Source organism: Pseudomonas sp. PvP089 (genome assembly GCF_017875165.1).
GTDB lineage: Bacteria > Pseudomonadota > Gammaproteobacteria > Pseudomonadales > Pseudomonadaceae > Aquipseudomonas > Aquipseudomonas fortuita.
This window is the reverse complement of the sequence record NZ_JAGGME010000002.1, coordinates 65,314-88,985: the sequence shown is the minus strand read 5'-3', so window position 1 is coordinate 88,985 and position 23,672 is coordinate 65,314. Positions and strand designations below refer to the sequence as shown.

Below are 23,672 nucleotides of genomic sequence, written 5' to 3'. Positions count from 1 at the left end.
ACGGGTATGTACGACCTCGCGGCCCTCTCACCCAATGGGATGCCCGGCGCCGGCGGGCAAACAACTCAGGCCGCTTGTGTGTCCAGGATATGAAGATCTGCAGGGACACTTACGACATCCCCAAGCCATCGCCGCACTGCATTCCGCAGGGTATCTTCAGGGCACCCAGGCTCAGCGCTCATCATGAATCCAAAAGCCTTGAAGCTCGCCTCGCGCACGGCCCACTCCAAGCTTGGTCCGCTCAGCGCCTCGACAAACACCGTCTGGTAGGTATGGTCAGTTCGGCAACGTCCCAGCAAGCCCGGAGCGGTTGCTCGTGCGAGGAGCACTGAAGCGCCAGTTGCGAGCTCGGCTCCATTCACTTCCGCTACCACCCGATCGCTGTGACTCACCGCGACGACATCCTTCAGGCTGAGCTGGGGTCGAGAGAGCTCTGACTTGGCCATGTCGAGCGCATGCTGCGCGGTGGCCGCAGCGAACAGTTCGCCGGTGACCACTCGGAATGCTTTCAAGCGGAAAGTCTCCGCGACTGCGGGGCGTTGATTGGTTTGCTCGACTTGTTGCATGTTGGGGCTCTACGCAAATTCACTGGGTGGTAATTGGAGGGTCTCGAAGGCGGATGACGTCAGCCAACACCCGCTCGCACCATTCGCACTTTCACCCCTCGTTGCTCGAAAGCCCTGGCTACGCGTACTTGACGCTCATCTTTGCCATCGCTGAAGACAATGGCGTGGGTCACTCCACCTGGCAGGGTGTCTGGGCTCAAATGCCTGAGCACCGAGCTCGACGGGACCTTCAGCTTCTTGCTCAATAGCTCACGATGCCGCTCACCCGTGATCAAGCAGTCAAGGACGACCTGCTTCACCTGGTGGTCAATGATGAGTTTGACTATTCGGTCCGCTTGATCGCTGTCGATCGTCGGACCTGAGGTGCTGATGAAGAGTTTCGAGATGATCGGCGCAGGCACTTTCTCTGCCTGCTGTACGAACTCCAGGAGCTCACCACACGTTTTGCAGCGGAGTATGGCTATCTTACGCGCCACCCGATTGTGCGTTTTGGTACTGAGCATGTGGTCATTGCCCTTACACCCGCACCTGTAGACAAAACCCTTTTTGACTGACTTCGACGTGTCCATGCTGTGACACCTGTCGGGGTCAAGCTTGAACACGTCTCGCATTACGCCCTGCCACTCTGCGCCATGGGGCGAGGGCTTGGTTCCCCAAACATTGCGCGTGATGTAATGCGCAACCTCGTGAGCGCAAATTTGATCCAGGTATTCATGTAGATTTTCTTTCGCCAGCATGCGGATTCCACGCTGACTCGGACACCCATTCCACGCGCATCCGGACAGTGATTCCACGCTGATCCGGACACTCATTCCACGAGCATCCGGACACCGACTCCACGGTCATCCGGACACTTTTCTGGCAGGCAGCCACGCAGGATTTATTCACTACCATCGATCTCTTTTTCGAAGCAGAGAGGTCGTTGTGGAGCGTTTATCCATGCGTAAAATCCGAGAGGTGTTACGCCTCAAGTTCGACTGCGGCCTGTCCGTGCGCAAGATCGCCCGCAGCCTGGGCATTGGCCACAGCAGTGCCGGTGATTACCTCTGCCGTTTTGCCGCCAGCGGCCTCACCTGGCCCTGTTCGTTGTCCGATGCCGAGTTGGAGCAGCAACTGTTCCCGCCGGCCCCGGCGGTTGCCAGTGAGAAGCGGCCTTTACCCGATTGGGCATGGGTGCATGCCGAACTGCGCCGCCCCGGGGTGACCCTGGCGCTGCTCTGGCAGGAGTACCGCCTGAGCCAGCCTCAGGGCTTTCAGTACAGCTGGTTCTGTGAGCACTACCGAGCCTGGCAGGGCAAGTTGGACGTGGTGATGCGTCAGGAGCACCGCGTCGGCGAGAAGCTGTTCGTCGACTATGCCGGCCAGACGGTGCCGGTTATCGATCGCCACAGCGGCGAGATCCGCCAGGCGCAGGTGTTCGTCGCGGTGCTCGGCGCGTCCAGCTACACCTTCGCCGAAGCCACCTGGTCGCAGCAGCTGCCGGACTGGCTAGGCTCCCATGCCCGCTGCTTCGCCTTCCTCGGCGGCGTGCCGGAGATCGTGGTGCCGGACAACCTGCGCAGCGCGGTGAGCAAGAGTCACCGCTACGAGCCGGACATCAACCCGAGCTACCGCGATCTGGCCGAGCACTATGGCGTGGCGGTGGTGCCGGCGCGGGCACGCAAACCGCGCGACAAGGCCAAGGCCGAAGTCGGCGTGCAGGTGGTCGAGCGTTGGATCCTCGCCGCACTGAGGAATCGGCAGTTCTTCTCCCTGGATGAACTCAACACGGCCATCGCCGGGCTGCTGGAGCGGCTCAACCAACGCCCGTTCAAGAAGCTGCCGGGCTCCCGGCAGTCGGCCTTCGACAGCCTGGATCGTCCGGCGCTGCGCCCCCTGCCGGAGCAACCCTACGTCTACGCCGAGTGGAAGAAGGCGCGGGTGCACATCGACTACCACGTCGAGGTCGATGGGCATTACTACTCGGTGCCGTATCAACTGGTGAAGAAGCAGCTGGAGGTGCGCCTGACGGCGCGCACCGTCGAGTTTTTCCACGCCAACCAGCGAGTGGCCAGCCACCTGCGCTCAATGCACAAGGGCAGGCACAGCACGCAGGCCGAGCACATGCCCAAGAGCCATCGCGAGCATGCCGAGTGGACGCCGCAACGGCTGATCCGCTGGGCCGAGCAGACCGGGCCGAACACCGCCGGCGTGATCCGGCACATCCTCGAACGGCGCATCCATCCGCAGCAGGGCTACCGGGCCTGCCTGGGCATCCTGCGCCTGGGTAAAACCCACGGTGAGGCGCGTCTGGAGTTGGCCTGCCGTCGCGCCATCAGCCTCGGCACGTGCAGCTACAAGAGCCTCGAATCGATCCTGCGCCAGGGGCTGGAAAACCTGCCGCTAGCTCAAACCAACCTGCCGCTACTACCGGACGACCACGCCAACCTGCGCGGATCCGCCTACTACCACTGACCCCAAGGAATCCCACCATGCTGCCCCATCCGACCCTGGACAAGCTGCAAACCCTGCGCCTGCACGGCATGCTCAAGGCGCTGAATGAACAACTGAAAACCCCGGACATCGACAGCCTGAGCTTCGAAGAACGCCTCGGCCTGCTGGTCGACCGCGAGCTGACCGAACGCGATGACAAGCGCCTGAGCAGCCGCCTGCGCCAGGCCCGGCTCAAGCACAACGCCTGCCTCGAAGACATCGACTACCGCAGCCCGCGCGGACTGGATAAGGCGCTGATCCTGCAACTGAGCAGTGGTCAGTGGCTGCGCGACGGCCTCAACCTGATCATCGGCGGCCCCACCGGTGTCGGTAAAACCTGGCTGGCCTGCGCCCTGGCCCACCAGGCCTGCCGGGAGGGCTACAGCGTGCGCTACCTGCGCCTGCCACGTTTGCTGGAAGAACTGGGTCTGGCCCATGGCGACGGCCGCTTCGCCAAGCTGATGAGCAGCTACGCCAAGACCGACCTGCTGATCCTCGACGACTGGGGCCTGGCCCCGTTCACCGGCGAGCAACGGCGCGACATGCTGGAGCTACTGGACGACCGTTACGGCCAGCGCTCGACCATCGTCACCAGCCAGATGCCGGTGGACAACTGGCACGAACTGATCGGCGATCCGACCCTGGCCGATGCCATCCTCGACCGCCTGGTGCACAACGCTTATCGGATCAATCTGAAGGGTGAATCAATGCGCAAACGGACGCAGAAATTGACGACGCCAGCCAACCCGGACTAACAATGCCACCCCTGCGTCGCTGCGCTCCGACTGCCTGTCCGAATGAGCGTGGAACAGGTGTCCGGATCAGCGTGGGCTGAGTGTCCGAATGGCGTGGAATCCGCACGCCAGCAGTCGGTTGAACCGAAATTCCTGGTCCTTTAGCTTTCCAGTGTGCCTGTCGATCCTGTATCGGTACATGCCCCCCCGTTTTACCCGTGAGATCAAATCTCACAGGTATTTCAGGAAACACACGACCGAAGTGTGAAGACGCAAGCCCAAGGCACTCGGTGACTCGACTCCTAACAGCCTTCAACTCGTCGACAGGGCGCATCAGATTTCAGCCACTCGCAGCACCTGAAAGCTCAGCTGGGTGTCGTTAGCAGAGAAAGGTGTAGGCATGGCCGGGATCCTGGGTAGAGACAGAAAATATTACACGTACGCGTTATGTATCGTAAACCAACAAACCAGAATGATAGCCCGCTCCGCCATCTCCATGCATTAGCGAAAGGCTTTTGCTCAGGCTGCCGGCGCGGGCTGCGGGTAAAAAAAAACCTCAGCATGGCTGAGGCTTCTGGTGAGAGTGATACTTCAGGGCTACCTAGGCACGAGCTTTACGGCAGCGAGAAGGATCCGGTCATAGCGCATGACCAATTGTTTGAGACGGCGGCTAGAAACGTTGTCCTTGATCGCTTTCGCCACCATTCGCTCATGCCGTGCTTGAGCACGGCGCAGCCTCTGCCCTTGAATTCCCGCCCACAGATTGAGAGGCATTTCCGGACCAGTAGGGGTCGAGTTGAGTGTTCCCATTTGCAATCTCCTGAGGCTTGCGTTGCATGACCTAGGGAGATGTGGAACAACGCTACATACGTCTCAGTCCACGTAGCTCCCAGGAGAACAACGCAAACACCCCAGAACGCTGCGGGACCCCTGGCAAGGTCCCGCCTACTTAGCCTTGGATTTCTTCGGAATCACAATTACTGGCAAGCCGCGGACCGCATCATCCCAGTGCAGGTCACGATCTGGATCGCTGGCAATTTTGCTGATCCACACAGCGGTTTTTTTCCAGCGAATTGCAAGCTTGCGGCCATTCCAGCCGCGGGCCTTGTACGCACCCTTGAATTCATCAGGGGTCAACAGCGGTTGTTGCAGCTGAACTTCGGGCAAGCCGCGGACCGCGTCATCCCAGTGCGGACTACGGTCTAGGTCGTTGACCAACCTGCTGATCGAGAAAGCGGTTTTTTTCCAGCGAATGGCGAGCATACGACCATTCCAGCCGCCTGCCTTGTACGCGGCCTTGAAATCGTTCGGGCTCAAAAGCGGTTGTTGCAGTTGAACTTCGTTGTCCAAATTCTTGCACCCGAAAATGTATGGGTAGACGGCATGCTGGCAGAGTCAGTCAATTATGATGGCCTTGGACAAATCCCAATCTGCAGGTGCTGCTGCACTAGTCGCAAAGGCAAATCGCATAGCGACCGAGGGTGAATTGTTCTTCATCAGCTAGGCGGCTGCACCAGCGCACATCGCTGCGACCGCGGGTCAACTCTTTGGCCCCCCCTCATCCACGCAAGCACAATGGAAGACTCCATTTTTAAACTATAGGACAACACTTATCAACCTGAGGCTCCCCGTCACCATTCTCAAGACAAAAAAAACCCGGCCTATGGCCGGGTGGGTCTAGCGTTTTCGGTTCAAAGGGCTAAGGCCTGGCAATCGTCGCAAAGACCTACCTGGAAAACCTCAAGATCGGCGAAGCAGCGGATGCATTGCTCGACATCATGATCTTCGGCGGGCTTGCTGATCACGTCGCCATACTCAGCAACCAATGCGGCGTAGTGATCGCCAGTTGAAGCGTCTCCCCTCAGCTCATAGTAGCGGTCCTCGCTCTTCGAGTAGGCTTTGAAAACTGGCTTTCCGTTGAACTGGCTGGCACCTACAGAAATTGGCGCTCTGTTGCGTAGCAAAGCGATAGTCTCGGGCATGGTTTGCATTGGATTGCTCCTCAAGTATCAGGTTGACCGTGTCCTGGGAGATGGCCAACAACACCTGATAAGCGGTTCTAAGCGGCAAGCGGCCCCGGGCTCGGCGCCAGCACAATGAACCGCCGCTGCAATAAGGCCCTCAATCAGTTCTGGCAGCCTAATTGAGCGTGAGCGTAGGCGTAAAAAACCCCGGACTGCTTGAGCAGTACGGGGTGGTGTAGCGTTAGGTGCCAGACCCGGTGCAGGCCATGCGATGGCCGCTGGAAAGAATCACGCCTCGCGGATATAAGCCTCAATACGCGCGTCCGCGGCCGCCAGGTAGCCCTGAATCTTCCCAATCGCTTTGGCCATGTTTTCAAGATCATCGGGCTTTGCACGTGAGCACGAGATGTTCGACACCTCGGCCAGCACTCGCTGGGCAACCTCTTTCCAATTGGTTACCTCATCGGCGCTGCAGCAGGCATGGTAGTCATTCACCTTACGAAAAAGACGATCGAAAGCGCGACGGTAATCGGCGACAGGGACTGTTTTGGTGCTGCTCATGGGGGCACTCCTCAGAAGGGAAATCTGGTTGAACTTGCCCATGGGGATGGTTCACGCACGCGTGTAATGGGTGCCAGCGACCTTGTTCCACCATGTAATTCATCCCTGAGGACGATGTTTAATTCCTCAGGAGAAAACCCATGGCAACACTCGTGAAAGTATCGACCTGCTTAACCCCAGAGCTGGCACGAACCGTCGTCGAAATGGCGTGCGTCGTACGCATCGCAGAAACTGGAGAGGGCGTAGAAATCCGCGACACCAGGCCCCTCCTCGATCGCCTGGCATCACCAATTCGGGGGCGAGGAATTGTGCGTACCCTTGGCGACACGCATTTCATCGTGACCGAGGACCTGGCGAAGCGGATCGACGCAAAACACCTACCAAGTGAGCCGGCCGCGACTGGGGCTACAGGTGTTGAAACCGATGCACTGAAAACACTCATCGCTGATCGGTTGGGTGCTATGGGCTGGCTGATCGTTGATGGGCTGAGCTTTAACTGCACATCAGCAGTGGCCAAAAAAGAGTACCGAACTGCGGTTGGCATCAAGGAGGCGATCGCCTTTCTCGAAGCCGGAGATGAAGGTGCCAGACGCCTGATCGCTCAGTACTACAGCAAGGGCAATAACGTGCTGAGCACAACAACTGCGCGATTCACTCCTGACTGGTCGCCCGAAGTTGTTGAATCGGGCGCCAGCCGATTCGCGGCCGAAGTTGACGACGTAATCAGCGACACCTATGCGGTACGCCTGCTTCGCCATCGAGACCAAGCCGCTGATGGCGCATAACACTCTCAGGCTCACTTAGGCAAACGCACCACCACACCCCGGGCTCGCCCGGGGTTTTTATTACCCAGTTTCGTAGTTCATGTGCGCCATCACCAGGTACACCGCCAACCAAGCTCCGTGGAGTCACCATGAACCACTATCAACACCTGATCGCGGACCAGATCCGGTCCGTCCAAGGACAGAAAGACTATTGCTTGCAAGTCCTATCCGCCGGCGGCCTTGAACCCTGGGAGTCGAAGGAATACGGCGACCTGGTTGAGCAGTATGACCAGACGCTCAAGGAACTGAATGAACGATTGCCTGAAGCAGACTGATCCCTCACCTCATCTATCTAACCTATGGGAAGAACACCATGACCAACGCAATCGAAGCACAAGCACAGAAGGTCGAAGCTGCCTACGCAGTTACAGGCAGCGTCAATCCGGAATACGAGCGCGAGTTCGACATTCTCTCCGACATGCGTCGTGCTGAAATGGCCAAGGAATTCCGCTCAGAGCGTGGCCTGCCTCCCACGGCGAAAACCCCGTATGACTGAGCCTCAGCTATGAGGTTTGAGCATGCACCACCGCCCCCGGCTTGCTGGGGGCTTTTTTCGTTATGCTTCCTACAGACTGAGCCGGGTCGCCCAAATCTTCGGGCTTAGGGAAGCTTACTGTGCGGCGTTATACGGCCGCCAAGCAAAGGTAGGCACATGTGCCTACTGGCATGAAAATAGGCACACGTGCCTATCTAGGCCTGCGCCTCTTCAGTGTCGAGCTTTGCAGCCTGCTTTCGACGCTCCATCAACTGCTGCATGTACACGATCCCGTCTCGAAGCGCATTCACCGCCCAGGTTGGGCAAGGCCGGGAAGATTTCTTGGTCGGATCGTTGAGCCAGGATCGAACAGCGCGATCGGAGCAGGGCCGCTTGGTGACGGCGTTGATGAGCATCGCGCTCTCGCGTTGTTTAACGTCATACTTTTTCAGCAGCGCCAGAAACGCTTGCCGGTTGGCTTCCCGCCCTTCGTCGTCCATCTTACCTCCAAACGGTTGAGAATAGGCACATGTGCCTATTAGCCGCATTCTAGGCACTTGTGCCTATTAAGGAAACACCAGATCGAGCGGAACTTCAGCCACGGCCCTCGAAACCACCTCAAGCTCAATTTCGGTGATAGCCAGTGGGCCGGGCCAGATTCGGACCATAGCCGGCTAGCGCCAATACCTAAAACCGCCGCCGGTACGAGTGCTGATGATGACTTGATCAGGCTGCAAGGCGTAGCAACTGCTGTGACGCATTACTCAGGACCATGCATACCCATGAGGAATCCATCATGACAACTGAGCAAGCACCAGCGCCAAATCTGACCAGCACAACCCATGTTGCGGTTGAGCGAAAACACTTCATCGGAACTGGTCGGAATGCCTGGCTCATAACAGGTCGAGTTTGTGGTGATGACGACGACACTGCCTATCTGGTACTGGCAGATGATGAGGCCATAGCTCAGGAGACCTTCAAAAGGGAGCTTCGAGACTGTGAAGTGTTGCAGAACGACGCCCCAAACGCGGATGATCTTCCTGAGATCTACATCATCCAGAGTGACATGCTGAGCTGAGCACTTTGAGGAAAACGCTCCACCATACCCTAGCCTCTGGCCAGGGTATTTTTTTGCGTGCGCTAGGCATGGCGCGTTGAGCGACCACGCTCACAACAGGGATAGGCTACTTAACGCGGCTGCTTGGTCGAAGGCTCATACCCCAGCCGTCGCGTAAGCTGTACCAGCCCCACAATTTGCTCCCTCATGGCCTGCCCATGTGCCTCCAGCTCCTCTACCTTTCGCTCAAGCTCCCAGGCTCGGCGGTAAAGCCGCTGGTTGATAGCGATTACCCGCTGCAGTGCAGAACGCTCGCAGTCGCCGATATCACCCGAGTCGGTGCCTTGACCAACCCGGGCTAGAATATCGGCAGGAACCTCCGGCAAAGGTTCGTCATCCCACAACATGCTGCCTCCCACACTGGATATGCGAACAGTATGCGATGACTTGGAGCTCCAGCCAATCCCTGGCTCAGCGCCACCCACACGGCGGCCTCCCATCCTCGTCAGTGAGCTTCCTGTAGCAGGGAGGTCAGCAGCCAGACGATGGAGCTTACTTAGCATGTGTGCGGGTAGTGCACGGACTCATTGTTTATTAACTGAAACGGTGTATATATATTCATCACCATTATCGCTGTCTTTATATTCGCGCTTTACCACCACTAGGAATCACATCAGTTATAGAAAGCCTGTAACCATCAGTCCGAGGATAGTCAACAACAAGGCCACCAGCTTTGTCGGTCCCCATATCCGCCAAGTGCACGTAGTTAACGTCCATTGTTAAGCGTACAGTTCCATCACTAGCAACATAAGGCGTGAAATAAGCGGTGGAGCCTAGGGATGCTCCGATCAACTTGTCGTGCAGCCGCGGCAAGTTGCAATTTTCCAGGCACCTACAGCTCTCCGTGTTAAACGCGAACCTCACCCATACCCATGAGCTGTTTTCGAACCCTCCACAGGTTTGCCAGGGCGAACAGCGTGGTCAACTGAGCCGTGTTTTTCATCAGCCCACGAAAACGTACTTTCACGTAACCAAACTGCCGCTTGATCACGCGAAACGGATGCTCGACCTTGGCCCGTGTCTGAGCCTTGCAGAACTCGATCTTGCGCTTGGCTTTGTACAGTACGCTGCGCTGGTTCAGCTTGGAATAGGTGCTGCGACGCGCTGCAATCTGCCAGATCACCCCCCGATTTTCATGCTCTTCGCGCCTTTCGACACCGGTGTAACCGGCATCTGCATACACGGCGTTTTCTTCGCCATGCAGCAGTTCAGCCACCTGCGTGACATCGGCCACATTGGCAGCGGTGCCATGGACGTGATGCACCAGGCCGGACTCGACATCGGCACCGATGTGCGCCTTCATCCCGAAGAAATACTGACCGCCTTTCTTGGTCTGGTGCATCTCGGGATCACGCTTGCCTTCTTTATTTTTGGTCGAGCTGGGGGCATGAATAATGGTGGCATCGACGATGGTGCCTTGGCGCAGCGACAGGCCTTTTTCCTGCAGATAACCATTGATGACCGCAAGGATTGCCGGTGCGAGCTGATGCTTCTCCAGCAAGTGCCGGAAGTTCATGATCGTGGTGTCTTCGGGGATTGGCGCGCTCAGCGTCAGGCGTGCGAACTGGCGCATGGGCGTGATTTCGTAGAGCGCTTCTTCCATGGCCGGGTCGCTCAGGGAGAACCAGTTCTGCAACAGATGGATGCGCAGCATGGTTTCCAGAGGATAGGGTTTTCTACCGCCGCCGGCCTTGGGGTAGAACGGTTCGATCAGCTCCAGCAGGCCTGCCCAGGGCACCACCTGATCCATTTCGGCGAGGAAGCGCTCTCGGCGGGTTTGCTTGCGCTTGCCGGCGTACTCAAAGTCGGAAAAGCTCATCTGGCTCATGGGCGGCTCGGATCAGGTGTTGCGGGGATTCTCGCATAACTGAAGGCTTGTTCGGAGATTCCCTAGCTCCAGATTAGCAAGTCGCGCCTTATTCGGATTGATTAGCTCCCTGTACTTCTTGTGCTCAATATTTCTGTAACCCTTTCGGACACCACTTTGAGTTGTCACGCTATAAGCATCAACAATATCGCCATTGCGAGTAAGCTCAGTACTAATGACGATTGACTCTGCCGCCGAGGCATTAACCGCTAGTGCAGCCATAGCTGCGAGGACAATTGCTTTCATGAAATCCTTCACACACCAAAATCACTTTAGATGCCTTCGACCCCAGCATCTGGCCGGCACAGAGGTCGAAGTTGCCTACCTGTCTTGTTTTCAAAGATGGGGCAGATCTCGCAGCAGGGCTTTGAGCTCATGCCAGGGATGCTGAGCGCTTTCCGTCTCGTTCAAACATCCCGCCCTATGGACGAATGCATCAGCTGCTTGATCTACAGCCTGACTGGACTGACACTCTTGGCACCAAATGATCGAGTTCTCGACTGACCATTTATCGCCAAAAGCATCCAGATCCTGATCAAGCTGGCTGTACTGCTCGTCTCCGCTCATCTCGTTCTCCCGTTGTTGGCGCGTACCTCACGCCTATCTTCGACCTGGTTAGGTTGTGGTTCAGTATGAAGTGTAACTGGCCACAACGGATTTCCCACAGCCAATAGCGGGCAATCCATGTTGGCGGAATGAGGCCTGGTACCCTTTCTTTTTTAGCCCCCGGTGACACCGGGCGGCCGTCACCCATGACGCCATTTCACGGTAAACTTACGCTCCAATTACGCACCTGCGCCATCCGCTGGCTCGCAGCGCATAACTCACAAAACAGGGAGAGAGGCATGCTGACCCTCGAAGACCGGTACACCGCAGCTCGCGACAAGTTCTTTGCTGAGAACCCGCAGGCAATGAGAGAGATTGAGGCGGTCAGCGCAGAGGAGATTGAGGGCAGTGGGATGACGGTAGAGGAATATCGTAGCCAGCAACGGTTGCAGGTATTCGCCGAGGCGGCCAAGAAGCGGGGCATTGAGCTGGATGAGTTTGTCATTCATCTGGTCGCCCAATCTCCTCAGCAAGCTCAAGAATGGCGGATCGAGCGCCATCGCAAAATGGCGGAAGTGCTTGGGTCATCCTGGGAAGAGTACAAGGACCTCAACCGAATTACTGAGTAGTCCAAACGATATTTCGTTGAAACGGATTCTCTGGTGAGGTAAGTTGGCGCTCGATGCGCGGGGGATTCCAGGTTGCGGTTCGTAACAGCCGCTTCGTGGTTTCACCTCAGCTGCTCCTTTCATGGCGGTAACCGTCTGGCCAACTCACCCCTCAGCACACAGACCAGCTCGGACAAGAACGGGTGGAAAACAAAGCCTTGCCCGCAGGTATACCCATTGAATAAGCCTGTATCTGACGTAGGTCATGCAGAGCCTGCCAGCGGGTCGCAATCGACGATGGCTTCATTGTATACTTCGGCTCCGCATACCCCTTGAGCTACAGGAACATCAGCATGACTGTACTCCAAACGATCTACTGGCAGCCTACGCCGCCTTAGCGCTACGCCCCCTCGCAACAACCTGCTTCCGCTAGCCTCGCTCGCGGGTGCTCACTGCTGTACGCCTGGTTTTACACCTTAAGCACACAGCAAAAAATCCTCAAAATTTGAATTTGTATCGATTCGCTCGCCACTCCCTTGGCGTGCGCGATGCTTTGCCTTGGATATTTATATGCTGCAAAAACTTAGACAAACGTGGTTTTCCAACGTCCGTGCCGACGTGCTCGCGGGGCTGGTGGTCGCACTCGCGCTGATCCCGGAAGCCATCGCCTTTTCCATCATCGCCGGGGTAGATCCCAAAGTCGGTCTCTACGCCTCCTTCTGTATCTGTGCTGTCATCGCCTTTGTCGGCGGGCGCCCCGGAATGATCTCGGCGGCGACAGGCGCCATGGCACTGCTGATGGTTACGCTGGTAAAAGAGCATGGACTCCAGTACCTGCTGGCCGCGACTCTACTATGTGGCGTACTTCAAATCCTTGCCGGCTACCTGAAGCTTGGCTCGTTGATGCGCTTTGTTTCACGTTCGGTAGTCACCGGCTTCGTAAACGCATTGGCGATTCTGATTTTTATGGCGCAATTGCCTGAGCTGACCAATGTCACCTGGCATGTCTATGCCATGACCGCTGCGGGCCTGGGAATCATCTACCTGTTCCCGTATGTACCGAAAATCGGCAAGCTGATTCCCTCTCCGTTGGTGTGCATTCTGACGCTGACTGCCATCGCCATTTACCTCGGTTTGGATATCCGCACCGTCGGTGACATGGGCCAACTGCCGGACACGCTGCCGATTTTTCTGTGGCCTGAAGTGCCGCTGAACTTTGAAACCCTGCGGATCATCTTTCCTTACTCCGCAGCGCTGGCAGTTGTAGGCCTACTGGAGTCGATGATGACCGCGACCATCGTCGACGACCTGACGGATACCACCAGCAACAAAAACCGCGAGTGCAAAGGCCAGGGTGTGGCCAACATCGCTGCCGGCATGCTTGGCGGTATGGCAGGTTGCGCCATGATCGGCCAGTCGATCATCAACGTGAAATCTGGCGGCCGCACCCGTCTCTCGACATTGTGTGCCGGCGTTTTCCTGCTGCTGATGGTGGTATTTCTTGGCGAATGGCTCTCCAAAATCCCTATGGCCGCACTCGTGGCTGTAATGATCATGGTGTCCATCGGCACCTTTAGCTGGGATTCCTTGCGTAATCTGAAAGAGCATCCGCTGTCGACCAACCTCGTCATGGTGGCGACCGTCGTGGTCGTCGTGGCCACTCACAATCTGGCTTACGGCGTACTGGTAGGTGTGCTGCTGGCCTCCCTGTTCTTCGCAAACAAGGTCGGGCACTACCTGGATATCAAGAGCACTCTTGAAGAGACGAAATCGCATCGGACTTACCGCGTCGTGGGCCAGGTGTTCTTTAGCTCTGCGGACAAGTTCACTGAGGTTTTTGACTTCAAGGAGGCGCTCAACAAGGTCACCATCGATCTCACACAGGCGCATTTCTGGGATATCACCGCCGTCGCAGCGCTGGATAAGGTCGTAATCAAGTTCCGACGCGAAGGAGCTGAGGTTGAAGTGCTCGGTCTCAATGAAGCCAGCGCAACAATCGTTGACCGCTTCGGCGTGCATGACAAGCCCGGCGCCATCGACAAGCTCATGAGCCACTAAGGAGAACGACAATGACCCACGTAATGGCATGCATTGATAACTCACAATCCTCATTGGCGGTCTGCGATTACGCAGCATGGGCCTCGCAACGACTCAGCGCTCCCCTGACCTTGCTTCATGTGCTGGATAAGGAGAAGTATCCTGCATCCGCTGATCTTAGCGGCAATATCGGTCTCGGTAGCAGAGAACATCTACTGGAAGAGTTGGCCACGCTGGATGCGCAGCGGGCAAAACTGGCCTTGGAGCATGGGCAGCACATGCTTGAAAAAGCTCGCGAGCGAACAGTCCACTCTGGCGCCATGTCACCCGATATGAAGCAGCGCCATGGCCATCTCGTCGAGAGCCTGAGCGATCTCCAAGACGATATTCGGTTACTGGTGATTGGAAGAGTCGGTGAGGACAGCACGCGCAGTGCCCAAAGTCTTGGCAGCCAGATTGAAGCGGTAGTCCGAACTATCCACCGCCCCATCCTGATTACAACCAGCCATTTCAGGAAACCTGAAACGGTCATGGTGGCATTTGACGGCAGTGCTACATGCCACAAGACCGTACAGATGCTTGCTTCAAGCCCGCTGTGTGAAGGCCTGCCAATTCATATCGTCATGGTTGGAGCGGATTCTGAAGACAACCAGAACGCGCTGGAGAAGGCACGAACCACGCTTGCCTCTTCCGGCTCGCTGGTGCATACCGAGATCCGCCCAGGCGAAGTAGAGTCCACACTGCATGCGTATCAGGCAGAGCACGGCATTGACCTCTTGGTCATGGGGGCGTACGGGCACTCACGCATCAGGCAGTTTCTGATAGGTAGCACGACCACGACGATGCTGCGAACATCCACTTTACCCGTATTGCTGCTTCGCTGAGCCAGTTCCACTGGCCACAGTATTTCCAGAACTGCGGAAATGCCGTGGCCACCCTGGACGATGACTAACTGATCTTGCCGTAACGAGCCCCATGCAACTCATAACTGAAATTGTTCACCCCGAGCTGAAATCCAAGCAGGGCAGAGTATTCCGTCGACATGCAGCACGCGGCATCGTGATGCGGGGTGAGCAGATCCTGTTGCTGTTCACCGAGCGCTATAACGACTTCAGCTTTCCTGGAGGCGGCCTTGATGTTGACGAGGACATTGTCACAGGCCTGAAGCGTGAGCTGGAGGAAGAGACTGGTGCCCGTGAAATACAGGTGCTCCAGCACTACGGTTACATCGAGGAGTACCGGTCCTACTGGAAGCCACAGTACGATCTGATGCACATGACCTCGCATTTTTATCAATGCGAAGTAGCGCCCCAGCTAGAGCCCGTGAGAATGGAAAGCCACGAAATCGCTAATGGTATGCGGCCTGTCTGGATCAACCTGCATGAAGCAATCACGCACAATGAAGCCGTTATGCAGCGGCACGAGTCTTCGATGGGGCAATCAATTCTGCGCGAAACCTACATGCTGAGAAAAGTCGCTTCCGAATTGTTGATGCCAATCAGCCTTTGAGCTGACTATTTGGCGAAGTCCACTTAGCCTGCCTCAGGCAAGCATCCAATGCTGCGGGAGTAATTGCGTGATTTCGCTCGCCCGCTGTGTCGGAAGCCGCATCAGTACATCCTTGAGATAGGCATACGGATCGTGCCCATTCATACGCGCCGACTGGATCAGGCTCATGATTGCCGCCGCCCTTTTTCCACTGCGCAGCGACCCGGCAAATAACCAGTTCGAGCGCCCAAGCGCCCACGGCCGGATCAAATTCTCGATCTGGTTATTGTCGATGGGCACAGCACCATCTTCCAGGTAGCGCGTCAGCGCTACCCAGCGTTTAAGGCTGTAATCCAGGGCCTTGGCCGTGGCCGAACCCTCGGGCACAAGTTCGCGTTGGGCCAACATCCACTCATGCAGTTTTTCAGCGATGGGCACCGCTGTTTCCTGACGTAATCGCCAGCGGGCTTCGTCGCTCATTTCCTTGGCGTGTCGCTCGACTTCATACAACCCGCCAATCGAGTGAAGCGCCTGCTCCGCCAACTGGCTTTTATTGGCTGCATGCAGGTCGAAGAATTTGCGGCGTGCATGGGCCATGCAGCCGATTTCGGTGATGCCCAGCTCGAAGCTGGCCTTGTAGCCGGCGAAGTCATCGCAGACCAGCTTACCGTTCCACGTGCCCAGGAAGTTACGCGCATGTTCGCCGGCACGGCTGGGGCTGAAGTCGTAGACCACGGCCTTTAGGGCCGAGAAAGGCGTGGTGCTATAGGCCCACACGTAAGCGCGGTGGGTTTTCTTTTCGCCTGGTGCGAGCATCTGAACCGGGGTCTCATCGGCGTGGATCACGCCCTGGGCCAACACATGCTCACGCAGCGCATCGACCAGAGGCTGGAGCTGCACACCGGTCTGTCCGATCCATTGCGCCAGTGTCGAACGGGCGATGGGCAGTCCGGCCCGACCAAAAATCTTCTCCTGCCGGTACAGCGGTAAATGGTCGGCGAACTTCGCCACCATCACGTGGGCCAACAGGCCTGCGGTCGGGATGCCCTTGTCGATCACTTGGGCCGGTACAGGCGCCTGGATCAGTGTTTCACACTGACGACACGTCCATTTTCCACGCACATGCCGCTCAACTGTGAACACGCCCGGAGTGTAATCGAGCTTCTCGCTGACGTCTTCGCCGATTCGCTGAAGCTGGCAGCCGCACACGCACTGAGTATTCTCTGGTTCGTGACGGATCACGGTTCGCGGAAACTGCGGCGGCAGTGGTGCACGCTTGGGCTTATGACGTGGCTCGGCCGGTGCGGCCGGCGGATTGGCTGCCTTCAGCTCGGCTTCGATAGCTGCGATATCGGTATCGAGCAGATCATCAAGCAGACTGCCTTGGTCGGGGCTCAGTTGCTCGCTGCGCTTGGCGAACTTGTGTCGCTTGAGGATGGCGATTTCATGAGCCAGTTGCTCGTTGACCGTTTCGAGGCGTTGGATTTTCTGGCTCATGGAGTCGACCTGGGACAGCAACTGCATAGCCTGTTCGGCCAAGCCGCGCAGCTGTTCCGGTGTCATCTGGTCGAGATTGGGCGAGGAAGTCATGCCGCTGATTGTGTCAGAGTAGGTCGTCAACAGCGATAAACCGATGGGCTAATGGCAGGGGCTAAAGCACTGTGATCGCGCTGCCTGCGCCGACCCGCTGCCACGGCAAACCCAGTACCAAGGCTTGAAGTTGCTCGTTATCGAGTTCGACTTCCGATCCGTGACGGATGCCGGGCCAATGAAACTTGCCTTGGTTCAATCGTCGCGCTGCCAGCCAAATGCCCACACCGTCATGCACCAAGACTTTCATTCGGTTGGCACGGCGATTAGCGAAGAGGTATGCGCAGTGCGGCTTCGCCACACCGAACACCGCGATCACCCTGGCCAGCGCGGTCTCGGTACCGGCGCGCATGTCCATAGGCTCGGTGGCAAGCCAGATGGCATCGATCCGAATCATTCCAACAGGTCTCGCAGAAAGGTGGCACAGGCGACAGCGCTTTCGGTCGGCCAGTTCACTTTGACGGTGCCACGCGGGTGCTGGATTTCAATGCAGATACTTGATGAAGCTGCCTGCGAATGTCCTCCGGCTAGCGGCAAGGGCACTGGAATGAAAGCAGGTTGCAGCGCCATGGTTTTGTTCGTGAGTACCCTAATCCATTTATGTACGAGGTTCGCGTTAAGGCTGTGCTTCTGCGCGACGCTGGCAATCGATGCGCCGGGCTGGGCGCACTCTTGGACAACTTGGGCCTTGAAGGATTTTGAATAGGAACGGCGTTGTGACTGCATGGAAAGACCCGCTTAAAAGGCTAGAAATGGTGTCCACTTAAATTAGGTGGACACCATCGCCTTTGGCGTCGGGGTCAGGAAGGTGAGTTGGCCGGACGGTTACTCATGGCGTTACGGCTAGGAAAGTGAAGAGCCTCGGATTTTTCCGGGGCTTTTTTGTGGGCGCCTCAGAAGCGGCGACCTCTCTCCTATCATGACTATGGTTCACAACATGGTGATTGACGTACACAAGATCGCGCATGACTTTCGCGCATCGATCGAGGAACAGAAAGCCTTGGGCATTCTCCCGGGGCACATGGCAGGTTTTCCTCATGCCTGCTGCGCGGTGACATCCGAACTGCTCGGCGACTACCTCAACAGCATACCTGGGGGCCCGGAAGCGGAAACCGTTAGCGCTATGCGAGACGGCAAGCCTCACATGTGGCTCGTGGTGAATTCGCTGATCGTTGACCTAACTGCAGACCAGTTCCCTGACGGAAGTCCGGCGGTGTATGTGGGGCCAGAGGACGCTTGGTACGCCGGCTGGGAAATCGATCTGCGTGGCAAGGCGTCACACGGTGGCACCCCCACATCTAGTGACGAACGAGTGGTGCTGGAAAGGTTCATCGAGCACGCTGGGCTACCCACCTCCGATTAAACTGCGCCGCCCCACGTCGCGCCCCTGAGTGCGCAATCGGGGATGAGGCCGCCGGATAACGTCCACCCGGCGCCCCTCTGCCCAGCCCTCACCTATCTGCAGCGAAATTAGCCTTTCGAAGCCACCCCTCTACCGCCGCAGACCGGGAACGTTCCCGGGCGTCGATATGCCGCCCCCTGAACGTACCCCACGCTCGATAGGAACGCCCGTCAACTGCGACCCAGAACACGACTTGCTCCTCATCCACCTGCCGAAAAATTGCTTCTGGTGCTGCTCTCATGATTGGACCTGCTTGATATTGGAGGTCCTAGAATGGCGTCACGACCATCGGCAGAGTGAGCTCACGCTCGGAACTGAAGGGCGTACTCCAAAAGCTGCGCGTTCAGTTCATCTCGGTTCTCGCCATAGTGAGCTTCTCGATGGCAGTTCGGGCATAGCGCCACGCAGTTGTAGAAGCGATCCGACACGTCCGCACCCAGCACGTGGTGCACGTCCAGGAAGCCGGGGAATGTCCGACTCTCGGCGCATCTTTCACATCGGTACTGAGCCCGCTCCAGCACCGCAAGTCGCACCTTAGGATCTCGCTTCACGTGTGACCGGATAGTGCTCACCCTCTCCCCAAGGTCACGCCCTAGAGCCGAATAATCCGGCATTGGGCAATCGTCTAATGTGTCGTCAAGGCCTGGCGGTAACTGACCCGCCACAGCGAGCTTCGCGAGATCAACAACCCCTGGCCATTCCCACAATACATCGGCTACCTGGTGGGTATCTGGCAACCGATCATCTTGAAGCCACAGCGTTGGGCTTGTTCCGTTTTGGGCATGGTTCTTCCTGATGCGACCTTTCAGCCCCAGGCGCAAGAGCTCATCGCTCACCTCCCGCTGCCGATTCCAGATCTGGTGCAACGCATCTGTAGGGATCAGGGCGGCATAGACCACGACCTCACCTTCACGCTGAAACAGGAGGTTGTGACTGACGCCAAGGGCTAGGTCTCTCCCCACCACATGCTCCAATGTGGCATCCCAGCCTCCAGGCCGAAGGTGGGCCGTCAGCTGAGCAGCTGAATATCTCTGCTCATTCAAGTTGCGACCATCTCGGCGCCAGCATAGGCGAACCCGGGCTTTGACCTCCTCACCATCATTGTTGAGGAACGTGACAAGCTGCTGGGATGCTGAGCCAGTGGGGATTCGCTGGTCTGCAATTACTCTGAAGCCGCAGGCCTCCAGGAATGGACTGACTGCATCGCGTGAGCGCTGCTCCGCGGCGAGACTGTCAGTGCCTCGAAACTGTCGGGGTGATGACTTGGACACCGGAACTCTCCCTTCGAGCTCACAACTGATCATGGCTGCTCAAGTGCATGGACGCAGTCCAGTCTGGCTCATAGCTCACCGGCCTGCTCGGTCCTTCTAATGGAAAAGCCCCGGGAGACCGGGGCTTACCTCTCACTGGTTGGCGTTGATTCCTCACTGCAGATTTCTGTCATCTACCACGATCATCGGCAAAGTTAGCTCCCGCATCCAAGGTTATGGCAGATCCCAAGACTTTTGCCGTTGCTCCACCGGGAGATGCACACTGAGGACACGAACGGGCAGGGAGGAAGGCCCTAGAGTCATTCCTCCTCAGCTCAATCATCCTTGCTAGAACCTGTAGTGCGATGAGCCATAGGCGCTCTGCTGGGGCCCCTTGTAGTGCGTCAGGAAATCGTCGAAACGCTCAAGCATTTGAACAAAAATGTGAAGGGCCTCTGTAGATTCATCATGGAAAACCAGATTCCCCTCCTCCACGTGATGGTAGAAATCGAAATCTCGTTCGCTCATGAAGCCGAAAATAGGCATTTCAGCCAGGCACCCAGCCATCCGGACAATCTCATTTTCCCAAGCCTGGATTTCCGGAGTGAAGGTCCAGTGTGGGTGATAGGCATTCCAGGGCCTAGCCGTGGGCATGCCGGCCCGGTTACGGATCAGTCTAATGAACTCAATATCGAGCTGCACTATGGAGTTGTACGGATCCTCGGCAGATACAAAGAACTTCTTCTCACGGAACGTCACCTTGACTGGCCAGATCTCCTTGAGGAAGTTCGATGCATTTTGATGGTCGCGGGTAAGATCACTTCCAACCATCAAAGTGAATCGCCCCTGGTTTCGTAGACACCTCCAAGCCTCATAATGAGGCCCAAATAGGAGGTGCCATGAGTCGTCAGCGTTACCCCGAAGAATTCAAGATCGAAGCGGTCAAGCAAGTGACCGAGAAAGGCAATCCTGTCGCCGATGTTGCCCAGCGCCTGGGCATGTCTGTTCACAGCCTCTACGCCTGGATCAAGCTCTACAGCAAACCCCAAGAGCAGCGTCAGCAAGACGATGAGCAGCAAGCCGAACTGCGCAAGCTTCGCGCAGAACTCAAGCGCGTGACTGAAGAGCGAGACATCTTAAAAAAGGCCGCCGCGTACTTTGCCAAGGAGTGCAACTGAAGTACGCCTTCATCAAAAAGCACTCGACGCATTACCCGGTGCGGCGCCTTTGCCAAACCCTCAAGGTGCATCCCAGCGGCTACTACGCTTGGTTGGCCGAACCTCAATCTGCCCGAGCCAAAGAAGATCAGCGCCTGCTTGGCTTGATCAAGCAGGCCTGGTTAGAAAGCGGCGGCGTGTATGGCTATCGCAAGATTCACGATGACCTGCGAGAGCTAGGAGAGATCTGTGGGCGAAATCGAGTCGGTCGCTTGATGCAGGCAGAGGGGCTGCGTTCGCAAACGGGCTATCGCCGTCGTACTGGGTTTTATGGCGGAAAACCAACAGTGGCATCCCCCAACCATCTGGCCCGGCAGTTCAAGGTCAGTGAGCCGAATAAAGTCTGGGTGACCGATATCACCTACATCCGCACCTATGAAGGGTGGCTGTACCTGGCGGTAGTGCTGGATCTGTTCTCCCGCCAAGTCATTGGTTGGTCAATGAAGCCCAGAATGAGCAGCGACCTGGCCATCGACGCCATGCTGATGGCCGTGTGGCGACGCAAGCCACAGCAGCAAGTGATGATTCACTCAGACCAAGGCAGTCCGTTCAGTAGCTCAGATTGGCAAAGCTTCCTGAAGGCCAATAATGTGATCAGCAGCATGAGCCGACGGGGAAACTGCCACGACAATGCCGTAGCGGAGAGCTTTTTCCAGCTTTTGAAGCGGGAGCGAATCCGACGAAAGATCTACGCAACGCGTGACGAAGCCCGAAGTGATATTTTCGATTACATCGAGATGTTCTATAACCCTAAGCGTCGACACAGCAGTGCTATGCAGCTGTCTCCAGTAGAGTATGAGAAACGCTATTTCCTGAGCTTGGAGAGTGTCTAGGAAAGCAGGGGCGATTCACTCCTCAGTTTTTTATCGGCTAAGTAACGGTTTTTATATTCTTTCGCGGTGTGTACACCTAGCCTTCTCGCTGCGCTTTTTGCTTCTTCATAGGTTGGATAAGCTTTCTCATAATCCTCTTGGAAGAAATGCCTCCAAGATTTGCATTCATCGTAAAACCGTACGGGATCGGAAGGCAGACGTGAGTCTTCCTTATAACGAGCCACGTATTCTAGCTGAGTTGAAATACCTAGAAACCTTGCTGCAATCTGTGCTTGCGACAACGATTCGTATAAGTCTGGCTTTGCCTTGCTCAGAAACACATACCAACAATCCCATCCTTTTCCCGCAAAGAAAATTGGGGGATTTGATGGTAATCCCGCATGCTCTTTGTATCGACTCCTATATTGACCGGCAGTGCATATATTAAGCGCGGCAATTATCTGGCGAGCTTCATCATAGCTACAATAAGATTCTTCTGGCATTTTTATTCTCATGCAATTTAGTTTATTGCAGCGACGCATGTATAGCGTAGTTCAATACATCACCACCTTCCACCGCCACCCTCAGATCGTTTTTGAATGGCCGGATAGAAACATCGACCATTTGAGCTGATAATCAGATATAAAAAACACTAACGCTCACCTTCATATGGAGTTAGCCTAGACAGAAATTCGCAAACGGGCATATTAGTGTCGGGTACAGACATCTCTCTTCTGACATACTTTGTGATGCTACAAAACATCATCACCACACGAACACATTCTATGAAAGACCTAATCGTTGTACTGCGCGACACCTCCCCTTTACCAGTTCTTGACGCATGCACCTGGGAACGGCTGTCGGGCGAGCCTCACACTGTCAATCTGAACTCGTACACCTCGGAAGATGGGTCGAAGATTATGGGTACATGGATATGCACGCCCGGTAAATGGCGCGTGGCCTATACCAAATGGGAGTACTGCGACTTCCAAGAAGGTTATTGCGTGATTACCCCCGATGGTAAGCAGCCAATTCACCTCAAAGCAGGCGACAAATTTATTATAGAGCCTGGCTTTTCCGGAACTTGGGAAGTAGTAGAGACCGTACGCAAATATTTCGTATTCTCTTAAATGTCAAATGGCAGTGCCGCGCCATCGCGTCGGCGCATGACCATGATCGCGGATTTGAAGGAGGTACAGACATCACGCCTTCGAATTCTGCCAAGCGGGACATAGATGCGGAAGACTTTGTGCGGTGCAACCTCACGACTGGCTCAGTGTTGAGTGAAGATGGCCCGGGAGGAGCTGGGCGATCTGCTGGAGCTGACTCAAGCCTGAGGAGGCCTGCTGTAAACCACTTTTTTCACTGTAAACCACAGTGGCTTACAGTGAAAAAAAGTGGTTTACAACGTAGCTACGACACGCGCTCTGGCGACTCCCCAGGCCAACGCGCTCGTCATTGATTCGTTCGGCCGGGTGTCGAACGCTTCCTCATAAAGCGCGGTTCCCGACGGCGCGTACACACCGATAAACAGCTGCGTTGCGGCTTTCCGCGAAAGCTTTACCTGCACGTCGAGATAAAATCCGTCATTCAGGATCTCTTCGTGGGTCCGGTGATGAAGCGTAGGATCTGCCCAGCTTCAATAAACATCTCCGCGCAAACGCATGCAGCCCCCTGCAATCGATGGATAGCGATGGATTCCAAGCTAGCCAAAGCGAGGCGGTAATCAAGCCGATCTAAGCTTTTTGTGAGTCGCGCCCGACAAGTGACCACCTTGTAGTGACTTAAAACAACCCCAACCGATCACGCAAAGCAGAAGACTCACGACTACAGTCAGGAAGGTTTGCACGCAGCCTAAACAAAAAAGCAGCTCCCGAGAGCTGCTTTTCTCTTACTCCCCCTTTTTGTGCTTGTGAGGTTTCAGGTCCGGATGGTCCTTCTGCTTCTCAGGGGTGACTCGCTGCCTTTTGTCCGGAGTGCCATCTTCATTGGTGCGCTTAGGGCCTGGCTTGATGCTCATGCAAAACTTCCTTTTCCGCTTGGGTTGTTGGATGCAGCTATGTAATTAGTCCAGCTTCTCTCAGCTGTCAAAGCAGGCTTGTGCAGAGCCGCCTGGCCGATGATCCGGGCCATATCGAACAT

30 protein-coding genes and 1 pseudogene are annotated in these 23,672 nt (G+C 56.3%); 13 read left to right on the top strand and 18 right to left on the bottom strand.

The features are described 5' to 3' along the window. Positions 1-65: 65 nt before the first annotated feature. Positions 66-566 (bottom strand): hypothetical protein, encoded by a 501-nt coding sequence (locus J3A71_RS30230; RefSeq protein ID WP_004577585.1) that lies wholly within the window; start codon positions 564-566, stop codon positions 66-68. Positions 567-625: 59 nt separating this feature from the next. Beyond that, a complete protein-coding gene (locus J3A71_RS30225; protein ID WP_209953695.1) occupies positions 626-1,303 on the bottom strand; it encodes a SprT-like domain-containing protein in 678 nt (225 codons plus the stop codon). Positions 1,304-1,505: 202 nt separating this feature from the next. Here J3A71_RS30225 and istA point away from each other — a divergent pair, with 202 nt between their 5' ends. Further along, positions 1,506-3,020, top strand: a complete 1,515-nt coding sequence (gene istA / locus J3A71_RS30220) for an IS21-like element ISPpu7 family transposase (protein WP_019437638.1) — start codon at positions 1,506-1,508, stop codon at positions 3,018-3,020. A gap of 17 nt (positions 3,021-3,037) precedes the next feature. Continuing rightward, positions 3,038-3,793: an IS21-like element ISPpu7 family helper ATPase IstB gene (gene istB / locus J3A71_RS30215; protein ID WP_019437637.1), complete on the top strand. Its 756-nt coding sequence runs from the start codon at positions 3,038-3,040 to the stop codon at positions 3,791-3,793. A 924-nt stretch (positions 3,794-4,717) separates the two neighbouring features. Here the strand turns inward: istB and J3A71_RS31615 are convergent. From J3A71_RS31615 to J3A71_RS30200, 3 genes are all read right to left on the bottom strand, one after another. Continuing rightward, on the bottom strand, positions 4,718-5,122 hold the full coding sequence (locus J3A71_RS31615) for a hypothetical protein (RefSeq protein ID WP_004577588.1): 405 nt from the start codon (positions 5,120-5,122) through the stop codon (positions 4,718-4,720). A 341-nt stretch (positions 5,123-5,463) separates the two neighbouring features. Further along, a complete protein-coding gene (locus tag J3A71_RS30205; RefSeq protein ID WP_004577589.1) occupies positions 5,464-5,763 on the bottom strand; it encodes a hypothetical protein in 300 nt (99 codons plus the stop codon). A gap of 261 nt (positions 5,764-6,024) precedes the next feature. Next, on the bottom strand, positions 6,025-6,297 hold the full coding sequence (locus tag J3A71_RS30200) for a hypothetical protein (RefSeq protein ID WP_004577590.1): 273 nt from the start codon (positions 6,295-6,297) through the stop codon (positions 6,025-6,027). Between the two features lie 140 nt (positions 6,298-6,437). Here J3A71_RS30200 and J3A71_RS30195 point away from each other — a divergent pair, with 140 nt between their 5' ends. The 3 genes from J3A71_RS30195 to J3A71_RS30185 all read left to right on the top strand — a co-directional run bounded on the left by J3A71_RS30195 (position 6,438) and on the right by J3A71_RS30185 (position 7,617). Further along, positions 6,438-7,082, top strand: a complete 645-nt coding sequence (locus tag J3A71_RS30195; protein ID WP_004577591.1) for a hypothetical protein — start codon at positions 6,438-6,440, stop codon at positions 7,080-7,082. A gap of 128 nt (positions 7,083-7,210) precedes the next feature. Further along, positions 7,211-7,396, top strand: coding sequence for a hypothetical protein (locus J3A71_RS30190; RefSeq protein WP_004577592.1), 186 nt, complete (start codon positions 7,211-7,213; stop codon positions 7,394-7,396). A gap of 38 nt (positions 7,397-7,434) precedes the next feature. Next, entirely contained in the window at positions 7,435-7,617 is a 183-nt protein-coding gene (locus tag J3A71_RS30185) for a hypothetical protein (protein WP_004577593.1), read from the top strand. 194 nt (positions 7,618-7,811) lie between these two features. Here J3A71_RS30185 and J3A71_RS30180 read toward each other — a convergent pair whose 3' ends face one another. Continuing rightward, positions 7,812-8,096 (bottom strand): hypothetical protein, encoded by a 285-nt coding sequence (locus tag J3A71_RS30180; RefSeq protein ID WP_004577594.1) that lies wholly within the window; start codon positions 8,094-8,096, stop codon positions 7,812-7,814. Between the two features lie 296 nt (positions 8,097-8,392). Here J3A71_RS30180 and J3A71_RS30175 point away from each other — a divergent pair, with 296 nt between their 5' ends. After that, positions 8,393-8,674: a hypothetical protein gene (locus tag J3A71_RS30175; RefSeq protein WP_004577595.1), complete on the top strand. Its 282-nt coding sequence runs from the start codon at positions 8,393-8,395 to the stop codon at positions 8,672-8,674. A 110-nt stretch (positions 8,675-8,784) separates the two neighbouring features. Here J3A71_RS30175 and J3A71_RS30170 read toward each other — a convergent pair whose 3' ends face one another. The 4 genes from J3A71_RS30170 to J3A71_RS30155 form a co-directional block, all read right to left on the bottom strand. Beyond that, positions 8,785-9,060, bottom strand: coding sequence for a hypothetical protein (locus J3A71_RS30170; RefSeq protein WP_004577596.1), 276 nt, complete (start codon positions 9,058-9,060; stop codon positions 8,785-8,787). A 500-nt stretch (positions 9,061-9,560) separates the two neighbouring features. Continuing rightward, positions 9,561-10,541, bottom strand: a complete 981-nt coding sequence (locus J3A71_RS30165; protein WP_014003920.1) for an IS5-like element ISPa41 family transposase — start codon at positions 10,539-10,541, stop codon at positions 9,561-9,563. Positions 10,542-10,553: 12 nt separating this feature from the next. Further along, positions 10,554-10,826 carry a hypothetical protein gene (locus J3A71_RS30160; RefSeq protein ID WP_144063236.1) on the bottom strand — a complete coding sequence of 91 codons (273 nt, stop codon included), beginning with the start codon at positions 10,824-10,826 and terminating at the stop codon, positions 10,554-10,556. A 90-nt stretch (positions 10,827-10,916) separates the two neighbouring features. Next, positions 10,917-11,147, bottom strand: a complete 231-nt coding sequence (locus J3A71_RS30155) for a hypothetical protein (protein ID WP_004577225.1) — start codon at positions 11,145-11,147, stop codon at positions 10,917-10,919. Between the two features lie 278 nt (positions 11,148-11,425). Here J3A71_RS30155 and J3A71_RS30150 point away from each other — a divergent pair, with 278 nt between their 5' ends. The 4 genes from J3A71_RS30150 (at position 11,426) to J3A71_RS30135 (ending at position 15,280) form a co-directional block, all read left to right on the top strand. Then, entirely contained in the window at positions 11,426-11,755 is a 330-nt protein-coding gene (locus tag J3A71_RS30150) for a DUF6388 family protein (RefSeq protein ID WP_004577226.1), read from the top strand. Positions 11,756-12,304: 549 nt separating this feature from the next. Then, positions 12,305-13,792: a SulP family inorganic anion transporter gene (locus J3A71_RS30145; protein WP_053870531.1), complete on the top strand. Its 1,488-nt coding sequence runs from the start codon at positions 12,305-12,307 to the stop codon at positions 13,790-13,792. 11 nt (positions 13,793-13,803) lie between these two features. Continuing rightward, a complete protein-coding gene (locus J3A71_RS30140; RefSeq protein ID WP_024947943.1) occupies positions 13,804-14,655 on the top strand; it encodes a universal stress protein in 852 nt (283 codons plus the stop codon). A gap of 91 nt (positions 14,656-14,746) precedes the next feature. Beyond that, positions 14,747-15,280 (top strand): NUDIX domain-containing protein, encoded by a 534-nt coding sequence (locus J3A71_RS30135; RefSeq protein WP_024947944.1) that lies wholly within the window; start codon positions 14,747-14,749, stop codon positions 15,278-15,280. A gap of 33 nt (positions 15,281-15,313) precedes the next feature. Here the strand turns inward: J3A71_RS30135 and J3A71_RS30130 are convergent, their stop codons facing one another. The 3 genes from J3A71_RS30130 to J3A71_RS30120 form a co-directional block, all read right to left on the bottom strand. Beyond that, positions 15,314-16,849: an IS66 family transposase gene (locus J3A71_RS30130; protein WP_009684098.1), complete on the bottom strand. Its 1,536-nt coding sequence runs from the start codon at positions 16,847-16,849 to the stop codon at positions 15,314-15,316. A gap of 61 nt (positions 16,850-16,910) precedes the next feature. Continuing rightward, entirely contained in the window at positions 16,911-17,246 is a 336-nt protein-coding gene (gene tnpB / locus J3A71_RS31610; RefSeq protein ID WP_009684097.1) for an IS66 family insertion sequence element accessory protein TnpB, read from the bottom strand. Beyond that, positions 17,243-17,575: a transposase gene (locus J3A71_RS30120; RefSeq protein WP_009684096.1), complete on the bottom strand. Its 333-nt coding sequence runs from the start codon at positions 17,573-17,575 to the stop codon at positions 17,243-17,245. The genes tnpB and J3A71_RS30120 overlap by 4 nt, the downstream gene beginning before the upstream one ends. 211 nt (positions 17,576-17,786) lie before the next feature. On the opposite strand from J3A71_RS30120, the gene J3A71_RS30115 reads away from it, so the two are divergent. Further along, complete coding sequence (locus tag J3A71_RS30115; RefSeq protein WP_016487029.1) at positions 17,787-18,212, top strand: hypothetical protein; 426 nt, start codon at positions 17,787-17,789, stop codon at positions 18,210-18,212. Positions 18,213-18,553: 341 nt separating this feature from the next. Here the strand turns inward: J3A71_RS30115 and J3A71_RS31605 are convergent, their stop codons facing one another. Together J3A71_RS31605 and J3A71_RS30105 are read right to left on the bottom strand one after the other, a co-directional pair. Further along, entirely contained in the window at positions 18,554-19,150 is a 597-nt protein-coding gene (locus J3A71_RS31605; protein WP_231995368.1) for an HNH endonuclease signature motif containing protein, read from the bottom strand. A gap of 699 nt (positions 19,151-19,849) precedes the next feature. Beyond that, positions 19,850-20,332 (bottom strand): hypothetical protein, encoded by a 483-nt coding sequence (locus J3A71_RS30105; RefSeq protein WP_004577229.1) that lies wholly within the window; start codon positions 20,330-20,332, stop codon positions 19,850-19,852. 68 nt (positions 20,333-20,400) lie between these two features. Here J3A71_RS30105 and J3A71_RS30100 point away from each other — a divergent pair. Next, a protein-coding gene (locus J3A71_RS30100; RefSeq protein WP_209953692.1) for an IS3 family transposase occupies positions 20,401-21,551 on the top strand; the annotation gives its coding sequence in 2 pieces (ribosomal slippage) (positions 20,401-20,635 and positions 20,635-21,551; 1,152 coding nt in all). Here the strand turns inward: J3A71_RS30100 and J3A71_RS30095 are convergent. Then, positions 21,548-22,033: an integrase repeat-containing protein gene (locus tag J3A71_RS30095; RefSeq protein WP_172901776.1), complete on the bottom strand. Its 486-nt coding sequence runs from the start codon at positions 22,031-22,033 to the stop codon at positions 21,548-21,550. The two genes, J3A71_RS30100 and J3A71_RS30095, sit on opposite strands and share 4 nt — an antisense overlap. Before the next feature lie 282 nt (positions 22,034-22,315). Here J3A71_RS30095 and J3A71_RS30090 point away from each other — a divergent pair, with 282 nt between their 5' ends. Further along, complete coding sequence (locus tag J3A71_RS30090) at positions 22,316-22,660, top strand: cupin domain-containing protein (RefSeq protein WP_004577665.1); 345 nt, start codon at positions 22,316-22,318, stop codon at positions 22,658-22,660. A gap of 272 nt (positions 22,661-22,932) precedes the next feature. On the opposite strand, the pseudogene J3A71_RS31600 reads toward J3A71_RS30090, so the two are convergent. Together J3A71_RS31600 and J3A71_RS31725 are read right to left on the bottom strand one after the other, a co-directional pair. Then, positions 22,933-23,196 (bottom strand): annotated as a pseudogene (locus J3A71_RS31600) (hypothetical protein). 225 nt (positions 23,197-23,421) lie between these two features. Further along, positions 23,422-23,550, bottom strand: coding sequence for a hypothetical protein (locus J3A71_RS31725; RefSeq protein ID WP_003253468.1), 129 nt, complete (start codon positions 23,548-23,550; stop codon positions 23,422-23,424). Positions 23,551-23,672: the final 122 nt, after the last annotated feature.